Genomic DNA, 13,343 nt, shown 5'->3' on the forward strand with positions numbered 1-13,343 from the left:
TCATGCTGATGCTCGCCCTGCGAATGCTGCGCCACCGCATCGGCAGCGCGGTCGCCACCCTTGTCGCTCTCACCTGCGGCGTCACGATCCTCATGTCGATGGGCCTGCTGGTCGAGTCCGGGCTGCGGTTCACGCCCGAACCGCAGCGGTACGCCGCCGCTGACATCCTGGTCGCGGATCGCGACATGACCGTCGAGACCACCGAGTTCGGCCAGACCACCACGGTCACCGTGGATCTGCCCACCGGCGGCACCGTGCCGGTCGCGCTCGCCGAACGCGTCCGGCAGCTGCCCGACGTGGCGGTCGTCGCCGCCGACCGCTCGATCCAGGCGGTCGTACCGGTCCAGGACACGGCGCAGGAGGCGGTCGCGCACGGTTGGAGCAGTGCCGCGCTCACCCCGTACCAGATCGTCGACGGCGACCAGCCGGACACCACCGACGAGGTCGCCATCGACGTCCGGCTCGCCACGGCGGCCGGCGCCCAGCTGCGGCCGGGCGACCAGATCCCGGTCCTCGCCGCCGGCACGGTGCGGGAGTACCGGGTCAGCGGCATCGTGGAACGCGCCACCGACGGCGACGGTCCGTCCGCGCTGTTCTTCACCGACGACCACGCCGCCGCGCTCAGCCCTGACCCGGACCGGGCCGGACTGATCGGGATCGTCCTGGCCCGTGGCGCGGATTCCGCCGCCGTGACGGCCGAGGTCGGCCGGCTCGCCGCCGAATCCGGCGCGACGGTCCACACCGGCGCAAAACGCGGAAAGCTGGAGCATTCCGAGGCGCTCGCGGCGGCCGACATGCTGATCCAGCTCGGTGCCGTCTTCGGCGGCTACGTCGCGGGGCTCGTCCTGTTCGTCGTCGCCGGAACGGTCGGCCTGGCGGTCCGCCACCGCCGCCGCGACCTGGCCCTGTTGCGCGCCGTCGCGGCGACCCCGGGACAGGTTCGGCTGATGATCGTCGCCGAGGTCGCGCAGCTGAGCATCGTCTCGGTGGTGCTCGGCATCCCGGCCGGCCTGTGGGCGACCGACTGGGTGCACGGACAGCTCGTGATTCGGGGGTTCATCCCCCACGGCTTCCCGCTCGACGGCGGGGCGCTCTCCGCGGTGGCGGTCAGCGCGGCGACGGTGCTGGCGGCGGTGTCAGCGGCGCTGATCGCGGCCCGCCGTACGGTGCGGATCCGGCCGACCGAGGCGCTCGGCGAGGCCGCCGTGGAGCCGGCCCGCAGCAGCCGCGTCCGGCTCGTCGCCGGTCTGGTCGCGCTCGGCGGCGGGGTCGGAATCGGGGTCGGGTTGGCCATGTTCCCCGCCGTCGTCCGGGGCCAGGCCGCACTCGGCGTGGCGACCGGCATGCTGTTCGTCTTCGTGCTCGCCGCCGCACTACTCGCGCCGTGGATCAACCGATACGCCGCACGGGCACTCGGTCCGGTGCTGCGTGCCGTGTGGGGCGACAGTGGCTACCTGGCGGCGGCCAACCTGCGGGCGAACGCACAGGGCATGGCGACCGTACTGACCGCGTTGGTGCTGTCGGTCGGCTTCGGCGGCTCGATCTGGTTCCTGCAGGACAACCTGCAGCAGGAGACCGTTGCTCAGACCCGCGACGGGATGCTGGCCCAACACGCCCTGGTGTCGGCGGTCGGGCTGCCGGCGACCGCCGTGGCGGACGCCCGTGAGGTGCCCGGCGTCGTCGCCGCCACCGGGATCCGGCGTACCTCGGTGATCGTGCCGATGATGGGTGCCGCCGAACCCGTCGACGCTCAGGCGATCGACCCTGACGGGGCCGACCAGACCCTGGACCTGTCGGTCACCCAAGGTAGCCTCGCCGATCTGCGTGGTGAAACCGTGGCATTGTCGACCATGCAGGCATCGTCACAGGGGGTAGATCTCGGCGACCAGGTCGAGATGTGGCTCGGCGACGGCACACCGGTGTCGTTGCGGCTGGTCGCCATCTACGACCGGGGGCTCGCCTTCGGAAACGTGACCCTCAACCGGGAGACGGCCGACGGCCACACCCCGACCGATCTCGACGACCAGGTGCTGATCCGCACCGAGCCGGGCAACGGTGAGACCCCCGCCGGCCTCGCCGGCCTGGTCGAGCGGTACCCGGGAAGTGGCCTGACCGAAACCAGGGTCATCGACGCCCAACTCGCCACCGACCTGGCGCTCAGCGCCTGGCTGAACAAGCTGCTCATCGGAATCATGGTCGGATACGCCGCCCTCGCCGCCGCCAACACCATGATCATGGCGGCGCTGGCCCGGGGTCGCGAACTGGCCCTGCTTCGCCTGGTCGGCGTGACGACCCGACAGGTCAAGCGGATGGTGCACGCCGAACAGGTCGGTTTGCTCGGCACGTCGCTGCTCATCGGTGGCGCCATCGCCGCTGTCACCCTGGTCTCGGTGGTCCGGATGCTGACCGGACAGCTGGTTCCCTACGTCCCGCCGCTCGGCTGGGTCTCGATCATCGGCGGTACCACGCTGCTCGCGCTGGTCACCACCGTCGCGCCCATCAGCGCACTCCTGCGGACGCCGCCGGTCGACAGCATCGGCATCAAGGAGTGACCGCCAGTCAGTTCACCGCGAGTGCCGACGAAGCGTCGTCGGCTCCGTGGATCGGCGCACAGGACGCCCGATCCGAACACTCACCAGGAGGCTCCGTGTCACCGCAGCACACCGACGGGTCCGGCCCGGACAAGGGCACCGCCACCCCCACCGCCATCGGTACCGCCACCGCGGCGCCGCGCAAGCGGTTCGGTGCCGGTCGCCGCCGCGCCGCCGCGCTGGCCCTCGTCGCGCTGGTCGGCTCCGCCGGCATCGGTATCCAGTACGCCGACGCCGCGCAGGCCCACCGACCGACTAAGGACACCGTCCAGGCCAGCTTGGACGCGCTGGTCAAGGCCGGCGTCGCCCCCGGGGCACTGGCCTCGGTACGGGACAGCAAGGGTCGCGTCACCAACTACACCGCCGGGGTCAACGACCTGCGGACCAGGGCGAAGGTGCCCACCGACGGCTACATCCGGATCGCGAGCAACACGAAGATGTACACCGCCGTCGCCGTCCTGCAGCTCGTCGACGAGGGCAAGGTCGCCCTCGACGAGCCGATCGAGACATACCTGCCGGGGCTGGTCCGTGGCGAGGGCTTCGACGGACACACCATCACGGTCCGGCACCTGCTGGGCATGACCAGCGGCCTACCCGCCTACGACCAGCCGCACGTCTCCGAATGGAGCAAGAAGTACTACGAGCCGCGCGACCTACTCGACTCGGCGTTCTCTCACAAGGCGGACGCCCCGGCCCCCGGTGAGCAGGTGCAGTACCGCAACACCAACTACATCGTGGCCGGTCTGCTGGTGCAGAAGGTCACCGGCCGCCCGCTGGCCGAGGTGATCACCAACAAGATTCTCAAGCCCGCCGGGCTGCACGAGACGTACTGGCCCGGCGTCGGCGACAAGACCATCCGCCAGCCACACGCCAAGGGCTACCTGCCCGACGCCGAAACTCTGAAGTGGGTCGACACCACCCAGGTGGACCCCTCCATCGCCTGGGCCGCCGGCCAGATGATCGCCACGCCGAGTGACGTGAACAAGTTCCTGCTGGCGCTGCAGAACGGGAAGCTGATCACGCTGGCGAGCCTGGCCGAGATGCGCGACAGCAAGATCTTCCGCCCCGGTGGCGAGGCCCTTCCGGACCTGGTGTGGCACTACGGTCTCGGCACCACCGGATTCGACCTCTCCTGCGGCGGTCGCGCCTGGGGGCACGGCGGCGACATCGACGGGTACTCCAGCCGTACCGCCATCACCGCCGACGGGCGCGCCGTGACCATCGCGGTGACCGCCGACTCGAGCCCGGTCCCCGACGGCGTGTTCCAGGTCCTGGACGCGTTCGACGCCGCACTGTGCGCCGGCAGGTAGCCGTCGCCGGTCAACTGACCCGATCTCTTCGCCGGAACAGCCACTGACGGGGCGACCCGCCGCCCGTGCCGGAACGCCTGGCGCACCCGCACGGGCGGCGGCCCGGCCGCCATCCGTACCCAGTCAAGGAGCAACCTGTGTCCACTCACCTCACTCGACCCCGCCGGCCCGTCCGGTCGCGTCGCCGAGTCGTCGCCATGGCGACGACCGCGGTGATCGCGGCGGGCGGTCTCACGGCCGCCGGCCCGGTCGGCGCCGCCTGGGCCGAGGCCCGCCCCGACGCTATCGGGCAACGCATCGAGAAGCTCGTCGGCACCGACCGGCACCCGGGGGCGCTGGCCGCCGTCCGGGACCATCGCGGCCGGACCCACCACTACACGGCCGGGGTCGGCGACCTGCGCACCGGCGCGAAGGTGCCGAAGAACGGCCAAGTACGCATCGGCAGCGCCAGCAAGATGTTCGCCTCCGTCGTCGTACTGCAGCTCGTCGGCGAAGGCACAGTGGATCTCGACGAATCGGTCGAGACGTACCTGCCGGGCCTCGTGCGCAGCCCGGGTGTGGACGCGGAAGCGATCACGGTCCGCCAACTGCTGCAGCACACCAGCGGCCTGCCCGACTACACCGATGCGATGTTCCAGGGCGTGCGAGACATCCCGCCGTACCAGCACATCTACTTCGAACCCCGGAACCTGCTCGACATGGCCAATGCCAGGGAAGGCAGGCCGGCCGGCGACTGGGCCTACAGCAACACCAACTATCTGCTGGCCGGCCTGATCGCCCAACGGGTCACCGGCCGGCCGTTCAACGAGCTGGTCACCACCCGGGTCATCGAGCGGATCGGCCTGCGCGACACCTACGCGCCCGGGGTCGGTGAGGAAGGTATCCGCGGCCGGCATCCCCAGGGTTACCAGCTCGATGAAGCCACCGGCGAACTGCTCGACTTCACCCGAATGGACCCGAGCTGGGGTTGGGCCGCCGGCCAACTGGTCTCCACCCCGGCCGATCTCAACACGTTCCTGCGGGCCCTTCTGGCTGGCAAGCTGCTCAAACCTGCGCAGCTGGCCGAGATGCGGACCACCGTCGCCGTGCATCCGCAATCGGGCGTGCGGTACGGGCTCGGTCTCTTCCGTACCCCGTTGAGTTGTAACGGGGTGGCGTGGGGCCACGGCGGTGACATCCCCGGCTACTCGACCGTCAACGGCGCCACCGACGACGGTCGCGCCGCGACCCTGGTGGTCACCTCGCTCAACGGGTCGGTCGTGGACGGCACTGTCGCCGCCGACCGGGCTGCCCTCGTCGACGCCGCACTCTGCGCGAAGTGACCGGCGCGGCAGGAGTACGCCCCTGAGAGGACGTCTGATTCACGCATTTTGTGTGTGATGGGGTTTTAGGGGATCTCGCCAGGTAGGGGCACCGGGGCGACGACGGGCACCGGTAGCTGCCGCGCAACTGGTGGCAGATGTTGATTGGCACTGGCTCATTGCCCAGCTGTTGCGCGACGGTACCCGTGTAGCAGCTGTCTGTCGCCGCTACGGCCAGATCGATGTCCACGTGCCGCAGGTGTCTTCTGGATAGGTGCGGTCCGGATTGCGTTCGGCTACACAGACTCGGAACTCGGCGGTGGCGTCAGGGGCAAGGGGGACGGTGACGCGTTTGGGAGGGTTCTTCGTCACGGCGCTGCCGTTCGGGCTTCGAGTGGCGTGGGATCTGCTGTTGAAGTACGGAGGCCATTCTTTGCCGTCGACCCGGACGACGAGGACTGCGGATTCGCCGTCGGGCCTGTCGTCGTACAGCAGGAACTCGAGCCGGTCCGGGCAGAACGTCGCGTGGGCACGGTTCTCGTTTCTCGATGTTGCGGTGATCGTCTGCGTCGGGCAGGGTGCGTTCTCCGCGGGCGGAGTGGCATCGGCTCGTCCGGGGGACGGAACCCTCATCGGCTTCTCCGGCGGCTGCTCACCGTCGGGCGCCAGAGCCACTCCGGCGGCGACGGTGACGATGACGACGGCTGCCAGCGACACCACGTGCCAGGTACGCAGGGCCACGCGCCTCCGTTGCGGGACGCCGACAGGTTCTTGGTTGTCGATGTCGCTGGTTGGGGGCCCGGGGATGTATGTGTCTTGCTGGTCGGGCGCAGGCGCTTTGGGCGGTACCGCAGGTTGTGGCGTCCGGTTGACCTGCCGCGCGGCCTTGAGCGCGGCCTCGAGTTGATCGGCCCGATCCTTGCCCACGAGCACGAAGCACATCTCGGTGAAGTCTTCGTTCTTGCGAGGCAGGCCTTTGTGGTCGAGCCAGCCACGAATCGTCGAAGGCGAAAGGCTGTAGTTGCGCTTTGTCTGTAGTTGGAGACTGATCTCTTCTGCCGACAGGCATCCAGCGTCCCTCCACGCCGAGTCCAAAGCCGCCCAGAAACTACGGATCGCATCCGGGTCATGATCCTGAATCGCCACCTCTCCATTGTGGGCGAGGCGCTGACCTCGTGAATGCCAGGGGGACGTCTCGACGGGTGCGCGAGTCGCGCGACTCGCCGCGACTCGCTGGATCGTGGCAGGTCACGCGGCGAACGCTGGTACGGCATGGAAGGCGGACAGCGCTTCCGACGTCACTGTCACGAAAGGCGGATCATGTATCGAGAGCGACAGCCGGCCGCTGCCGGCACTGTCCTGGCACGCATCCAGCGAGGGCTGCGCAATCGGGCGCAGCAACCGAGGGTGACGGAGCGAATGACCGTGAGGGGCCGCCTGGCGGCTGGTGTGCTGACCGGTGCCCTGGCCGGCTCGCTGACCCTGGCGGTACCCGCCTCGGCCGCCCCGGTCGACACGACGGGCACGGTGGTCCGAGTGGTCGACGGCGACACCGTCATCGCGAGAATCAAGGGGAAGAAGCACCCTGTCCGCATCCGCATCACCGGCCTGAACGCGATGGAACTGACCGACTACCGGCCGGGCCACCGGGACGGCGAATGCCACGCGCGGCAGGCCGCCCGGCGCATGGAGGAACTTGTCCTGAACAAGCGAGTCAAGATCACGGCACGGAACTCGGGCAGCGAAAGCGGCAAACGCCATCGGCTGCGCCGCAGCCTCGAGGTAAAGAAGGAGGGCAAGTGGATCGACCCGGCGGCCGAGCTGATGAAGGAAGGGCTTGCCCTGTGGCTGCCGAACAAGGTCGAGTACCTGCCCAACGCCACCTACCCGGTCCTGGCGGCGCGGGCGGCCAGAGAGGGTCGTGGACTCTGGGACACCGATTCCTGTGGTGCCGGTCCCAGCCAGAACGCCGTTCTGCGGGTCACCGTGAAGTGGCGGGGCGACGAGAGCGTATCGATCGACAACCTGGGCGCGAAGCCGGTCAGCCTCGCGAAATGGTGGCTGCGCGACAGCTCGTACCTCGGCGACCGCGCACGTGGGTACGAGTTCCCGTCCTCGGCGGTCGTTCCTGCCGGCGGCACCATCGTGCTGCATGTTGGTAAGGGTAAGAACGGCGATGACCACTATTACTGGAAGCCGAAGAAGCGGAAGAAAGATGACCGGGTCCTCGACAAGAAGAATGACCGGATCTTCGACAACGTGACGGGTGCGCCCGAGCACATGGCCGACGGCGCGTATCTCTTCGACCCGGACGGTGACCTGCGCGCGGCGCACCAGTACGCCCCGCACGCGCCCATCCAATTCCCCTGACCGATTCCGACCCCGTCCGGCTGGCATGATGACCGAAGGCCGGTCTCCCCGGAGGGGGACCGGCCTTCGGCCTGACCGCCCGGCCAACGTGACAGCGCGGCACCCCACCCGGAGACCGTCACTCCCACCGGCAAGCCGCAGAAACCTCCCGCCTATCCCTTCTCTCGCTTGGTACTCCCGGCGCTGGCTGAGGTCGACCCGGAACAGCCGCGCTTCGTGGCTGCCCCTGAGCCGGGCTTGGTCGGGCTGCTCGGGGTTGCTCCGTGGGTGCTCGGACGTCGGGGAACCAGCCGGGGCGGGCTGGACTGGGCCGGATTTCCTACTCAGTTTTTATGCGGAACTCGCAGGGAAGTCGATAGCTCAAAACGTGGACCTGCTACAACGCGTTCGGGTTTGGTCGTATGTGGCTGGACTGGGCCGGATGAATTCCTTTATGTATTAAGGAATCTCACTACGGATCAGAAGGTTAGGGGTTCGAGTCCCTTCGGGCGCGCAAGATCACAAGTGGCCCGACCCGCGAAATCGCGGGTCGGGCCACTTCGTTTGTGGGACGACGGCCGTTCCCGCTGCTGCGTAGCCTCAGCAGTGGCCGCCGGTCGCGGATGCGCCCGTGGATGCCGCCGGAGGCGTTCGAGGCCTGCCGCAGGTGGCGGATAGCCGCCGGGCGGGCCGCCTGCGATCGGTGCGTTACCGCCGCCGGGTGGCGGCGGCCCGCTGACGTGCCGATTCGTACAGCACGACAGTCGCGGCGGTCGCCGCGTTCAGGGAGCTGGCGGACCCGAACATGGGGATCCGGACGAGCTGGTCGCATGCCTCGCGCCAGCCGGAGCTGAGGCCGGCGGTCTCGTTGCCGATCAACGTCAGGGTGGGTTGGGTGAAGTCGTACTCGGCTGCGTCGAGGATGCCGCGCTCATCGGTTCCCATGATGCTCATGCCGATGCCATCGGCGCGGACGTCCGCGACCCAGGATAGAACGGCCTGGTGGGAGGGCACCCGGACCACGGGCAAGGCGAACAGCGAACCGGTGCTCGCCCGGACCGCCTTCGGGTCGTACACGTCGGCGGCGTGGCCGGTGACGATGACGCCGCCGGCGCCGAAGGCGTCCGCCGACCGAACGAGGGTCCCGATATTGCCGGGGCTAGTGGGCCGATCGAACACGACGGTGAGCATGGTCGGACCGACCGGGATACGGCGCAGGTTGTCCTCCGGCAGCACGACCACGGCCAGCAGCTCTGGAACCGTGTCTGCCTTACCTCCCAGTTCGTGCATCAGTTCACGCGAGACGGCGAACTTCTCGGCCCGGACTGTGTCCAGGGCCTCGCGTGCCCAGCCGGACAGCTGAGCGCTGGTGTCGTAGAGCAGTTCCCGGATCTGCCAGCCGTGTTTGACGGCCATGGTGATCGGGCGCACGCCCTGCACGAGGAACTCGCCGCGTCGCTGCCGCTTGGTCCGATTGCCGAGGAGAGCTTTCCACTGCTGGAACCGCGCGTTGCGGCCACTCACCTTCAGAACCACTGCCAGCCCCGCCTCCGTCGCACGTAGGTAGCCCGCCCATGCTTTGCCTGCCACACTTCACCGGCCTCGGGCACTGTGGTGAGTGCCGGCCGGGATCCGCCACCGGATCCTGGCCCCGGACACGCCTTCCGGCCCGCATCGGCGAGCGTCCCGCCTTGGACCTCACCCTGGCTCCCGACGTTTCCGACAAGCTTCGGCCAGGCCCTCAGAAACGGACGGCGCACGTCGCCCCAGCGCTGCGGTCGGGTCCGTCCCCGTCCGGGCCGGAGACGTCCTGTCCGAGACCCCGACGGATCGCGATCTCTACGGGTGAGTATGCGCCGTCGGCCCGCTCCAGTTCGTACGGTGCGGCTGGCATCAGCGGCGGTTGGGCCATGAAGCGAGGCCGCGCTCCGTGATGAGGTTGCGCCGCGTGCACCAGGAAGGGGTGGCACAGGAAGACGTCGCCCGGAGATCCGGTAGCGAGGGCGAGCGGCCGGTGCTCGGACGCCGCCACCAGGTCGGGCGCAAGGGTCAGCCCGCTCGCTCCGTCCTCCCCGTACTTCTCCAGGACCTTCGGCACGTCGAGGTGCGAGCCGACCCGGATCCGGGTCGGGGCGTCCTTCTCACCGACCTCACTGAACAGGAACAGCATCAGCAGTGCCCGGTCCCGGGAGCGCACATTGGTGAAGTACCAGCTCTCGCCCTCCGGCAGATAGCTGCCCTCGATGTGCCAGCCCGCGTCGTCCGGCTCCTCGGCATGCGGGAAGCGCAGCGGGAACGTGCCCAGCGAGTAGCGCGGCTCCCAGCGTCCCGCGCCGACGAGCAGGTCGTACGCGTGATGCAGGAACGGGGAGTTGGGAGCGGCGGCGAACGGCGCCTGCGCCATGCCGGGCACCCAGTGCACGGGCTGCCTCCACGTCGCTGGATCGTCCGGGTCGCAGCCCGTCTCCCGCCACAGCAGCCGCGCGCAGTCCGCTGCCACGCGTGGCGCGACGGCACCCTCCAGCTTCACGAAGCCGTCGCAAAGAAAGCGGGACACCACGGTCGTGTCATCCATGTCCCCCATCGTGCGGCGGCGCCGGTCTCGATCACCCGGCAATTTCCGCGCCGCTTCTGTCGGGTACCCACGGGTGCGCTGCAACAAGGTTGACCTCGGACGGAGGCTCGATGATTTCGGCACTCCGTCTGACCGTCGAAGGGAGCGAACACGTGGACACCCGCATCGTCGACCATCCCGCGTTCCGGCTCGTGGGGCACGCGGCCCGTGTCCGGCTGGTCCATCAAGGCATCAACCCGCACATCCAACGGCACATCACCGCGCTGCCGATGGAGGAGCACCTGCGCTTGAAGGCTCTCGGCAACACTGAGCCGAGCGGCCTGCTCGCGGTCAGCGACGACCTTGACCCCGACTACGCCGAAGGCAGCGAGCTGACCTACCTTCACGGCGTCGCCGTATCCGCGGGTACGCCGGTCCCCGGCGGCCTCGACATCATCGAGGTTCCGGCCGGCAGATGGGTGGTCATCCGGACCATGGGCCCGCATCCGCAGACCCTGCAGGAGGCCTGGGCCACGGCCGCAGCCGTGTGGTTCCCGTCGAACCCGTGGCGTCTGCGGCCGGGCCCGGAGATCGTCGCGATGCTTGAGCCTCCAAACGACTTCAGCACCGCCACCTGTGAACTCTGGCTGCCCGTCGAACCAGCGTAACGATCTGGCGAACGTCCAGACAGCATGAGGGGTCCGGCCGGCGGCCCGTAGCTCGCTGTCCGCCTCGCGGTCGATTGGCGAGAAATACGCCGTTCCGGTACTTCCTCGCCGCCGTCATCCCAGCTGGCGCAGCAGTACGGACGATCTATCGAACTCGCCACCGGCCGTCCCTGGCTACCCGCTGCCCGTAGCCGCTACCTGATCAGCCACCTCCGATCCGTACGAAAGGGAACTGCGTGAAGCACGTTGCGGCGCCAGCCACCTCACCGGACCTGCGGCGGATGCTTCTCGCCTACACGGTCAGCACCGTCGGCACGCTGTTCGGCAGCGGCGTCGTCCTGTGGATCGCCATCACGGAGGTCGGTGTCAGCGGTGGCGAACTGGGGCTGTTGAGCGGCTTGGCGACGCTTGCGACGGGTGCCACCGCCCTGGTGGTCGCACCGAGGATCGACACCTGGCACAAACGGCCGGTGATGATCTCGCTGGATCTGCTGGCGGGCGCTGCCCTACTCAGCCTCAGCCTCGCCACCTGGGCAGGGACGGTCACCGTGTGGCACCTGGCGGCGGTGGCCGCTACCGAGATGTCGGTGGCGATCCTCTTCGCCGCCGCAGGTACGTCGATGCTCAAACACATCGGCCGCGATCGTCTGGATTGGGCTCTCGGGCGGCAGGAGTCGGTGTTCTGGGCGGCCCAGCTGATCGGTCCGCCCGCCGGGGGCGTGGTGACCTCGGCCATCGGCCCGTCCCTGACCCTCGCTTGCAACAGCGCGTCGTTCCTGGTGTCTGCCATGCTGCTGGCCGGGATGTCCGGGCCAGGTCCCGCTGCCGGACGAACGGCGACCGGCCTTCGGATCGGCACGGGCCTCCGAACCATCTGGCGGGTGCCTCCCCTCCGTGCCCTCTACGTCAATGCCGTGCTCTTCGGGTCCGCCCTCATGGCCACGAACCCGATCCTGGCGCTCTTCATCGTGCGTGACCTGGGCCTGTCCGCGTGGGAGTACGGGCTGGTCCTCGGCGCCCCATGCCTCGGCGGAATGCTCGCGGGCTCGCTGTCGTACCGGTTGATCCGGCGGTGGGGAAGGGACCTGGTCCTTCTCGGCACCGGACTGGTCCGGGTCGTCTGGCTGCTCCCCCTCGCCGCCATACCGGCGGGGCCTGCGGCGCTTGCGGCGATCCTGACGTTGCAGTTCGGCCTGCTCTTCACCACAGGATTGTTCAACCCGACCTTCGCGTCCACACGGATGACGGTCACCCCGACGGACCGGCTCAGCTCGGTCGTCGGCAGCTGGGCGGCCACCACGCGACTGGTTCACCCGATCGCCATCGGGACGATCGGTCTTCTGGCTGAGGCTCTGGGTGCACGCACCGCACTCGCGATCGGCGCCGCACTGGGGGCGTTGAGTGTCCTTCCACTGCTGAGTCGGTCATTCCGCGATCGATCAGGCCAGGACGGCAACGGGGATCGCGCCACCACAGGCGACGACGTGGAGATCGTTCCCGCGCCCAGTGGTGACCCGACGAGCCGCGACAGCCTCGTCGTCAACGCTGAGCGGCCGGGCGGCGTCCGGATCAACTGACCGTAGCCAGACCCATTGGCCAACCAGCGCGCCCGACGTGCCGGGCAGAGGGACAGGGCGGGCCTCGATGGAATCGGATCTCGACGGCCCGGGTCTAGGTATCGGCTTCGTTATCCGGATCTGGAAACGCGAACATCGCCTTTGGTGGGCGCACTGCTTTGTGGTGCACTGCGCGGAGTTGTTTCTGGGCCGGAAGCTGCCGGCGGGCCGGAAGGGCGCGGGGCCCGGCGCTGGCCGGGCCCCATTACTCCAGAATTCGATCAAGCAGAGCCCTGGCGCCAGGTGCTGCAGGATTGGTCTGCTCCGCTTGCGCCGTTACGCAGGCAGACTCGCAGTTCGACGGTCGTGTTCTCGGCGATCGAAAGGTTCGTGTAGGCGCACTGCCCGTTGGCGCCGTCACTGTCGTGGACTGACGTCGTGGCAATGCCTACGCGGAGGTAGGCGACCGCGCGCAGACCGTCTGATTCAAGGTCGCAGGCTCGCAGGACCTCGCCGTCGTGCTCGAAGATCCCTTGACCGCCGGGCGAGCTGTCACTGGTGTAAGCACTGGCGTTCACGCCGTAAGTGCCGATCGGGCTGTCGGAGGGCGCAGCGAAAGACGGTTGTGCCCACGTCGCGAGGCTGAACGCCGCGACTGCGCTGAGTGTCGCCGCACGCCTACTGATCATTTTACCGTTGATCACCCGAGTCGCCTTTCGTCATCCGACAGATGCATTGACCGACAGAGATCAAAAAGGCCCTGTCCACAAGAGACACTAATTGATTTCCTCGGCTGGGGATACCCTCGGAGCGAATCGATGACGTCACCAGGAACAGTGGTGATCTCCAGGCAGCAGCCGAGCGCCGTGCTCCAGCGTGAAGGGAAAAGAGGAAAGGCGGCATCCTCGCCAGGGGGCCGGTACGCCGCCGGCCGGGAGCGGGGTGTCAGCCGGGTGCCGACGCGCCGAGCGCGGAGTCGGGCCCGGCCTGATCTTCCTGCGGGCCGCAGCGGGA

10 protein-coding genes are annotated in these 13,343 nt (G+C 68.8%); 6 read left to right on the top strand and 4 right to left on the bottom strand.

What is annotated here, in order from left to right; all coding sequences use genetic code 11:
- The first annotated feature begins 2 nt into the window (after positions 1-2).
- From AB0F58_RS26680 to AB0F58_RS26690, 3 genes are all read left to right on the top strand, one after another.
- Positions 3-2,552, top strand: coding sequence for an FtsX-like permease family protein (locus AB0F58_RS26680; protein ID WP_357148420.1), 2,550 nt, complete (start codon positions 3-5; stop codon positions 2,550-2,552).
- A 95-nt stretch (positions 2,553-2,647) separates the two neighbouring features.
- The gene (locus AB0F58_RS26685; protein ID WP_357148424.1) at positions 2,648-3,901 is read left to right on the top strand and encodes a serine hydrolase domain-containing protein; all 1,254 of its coding nucleotides are present in this window, start codon (positions 2,648-2,650) and stop codon (positions 3,899-3,901) included.
- 197 nt (positions 3,902-4,098) lie between these two features.
- Entirely contained in the window at positions 4,099-5,223 is a 1,125-nt protein-coding gene (locus AB0F58_RS26690; RefSeq protein ID WP_357148426.1) for a serine hydrolase domain-containing protein, read from the top strand.
- A gap of 207 nt (positions 5,224-5,430) precedes the next feature.
- Here the strand turns inward: AB0F58_RS26690 and AB0F58_RS26695 are convergent, their stop codons facing one another.
- Positions 5,431-6,348: a hypothetical protein gene (locus tag AB0F58_RS26695; protein WP_357148429.1), complete on the bottom strand. Its 918-nt coding sequence runs from the start codon at positions 6,346-6,348 to the stop codon at positions 5,431-5,433.
- A gap of 273 nt (positions 6,349-6,621) precedes the next feature.
- Between AB0F58_RS26695 and AB0F58_RS26700 the strand changes: the two genes are divergently transcribed.
- Positions 6,622-7,572 carry a lamin tail domain-containing protein gene (locus tag AB0F58_RS26700; RefSeq protein WP_357148431.1) on the top strand — a complete coding sequence of 317 codons (951 nt, stop codon included), beginning with the start codon at positions 6,622-6,624 and terminating at the stop codon, positions 7,570-7,572.
- Between the two features lie 687 nt (positions 7,573-8,259).
- On the opposite strand, the gene AB0F58_RS26705 is transcribed toward AB0F58_RS26700, so the two are convergent.
- The gene (locus AB0F58_RS26705; RefSeq protein ID WP_357148630.1) at positions 8,260-9,093 is read right to left on the bottom strand and encodes a TrmH family RNA methyltransferase; all 834 of its coding nucleotides are present in this window, start codon (positions 9,091-9,093) and stop codon (positions 8,260-8,262) included.
- A 199-nt stretch (positions 9,094-9,292) separates the two neighbouring features.
- On the bottom strand, positions 9,293-10,126 hold the full coding sequence (locus AB0F58_RS26710; protein ID WP_357148434.1) for a phytanoyl-CoA dioxygenase family protein: 834 nt from the start codon (positions 10,124-10,126) through the stop codon (positions 9,293-9,295).
- A gap of 152 nt (positions 10,127-10,278) precedes the next feature.
- Between AB0F58_RS26710 and AB0F58_RS26715 the strand changes: the two genes are divergently transcribed.
- Both AB0F58_RS26715 and AB0F58_RS26720 read left to right on the top strand, forming a co-directional pair.
- On the top strand, positions 10,279-10,773 hold the full coding sequence (locus tag AB0F58_RS26715; protein WP_357148437.1) for a GyrI-like domain-containing protein: 495 nt from the start codon (positions 10,279-10,281) through the stop codon (positions 10,771-10,773).
- A gap of 236 nt (positions 10,774-11,009) precedes the next feature.
- Entirely contained in the window at positions 11,010-12,350 is a 1,341-nt protein-coding gene (locus AB0F58_RS26720; protein ID WP_357148440.1) for an MFS transporter, read from the top strand.
- Positions 12,351-12,610: 260 nt separating this feature from the next.
- Here AB0F58_RS26720 and AB0F58_RS26725 read toward each other — a convergent pair whose 3' ends face one another.
- Positions 12,611-13,033, bottom strand: coding sequence for a hypothetical protein (locus AB0F58_RS26725; RefSeq protein WP_357148443.1), 423 nt, complete (start codon positions 13,031-13,033; stop codon positions 12,611-12,613).
- Positions 13,034-13,343 lie beyond the last annotated feature (310 nt).

This window comes from Micromonospora sp. NPDC023956 (assembly GCF_040639195.1).
GTDB lineage: Bacteria > Actinomycetota > Actinomycetes > Mycobacteriales > Micromonosporaceae > Micromonospora.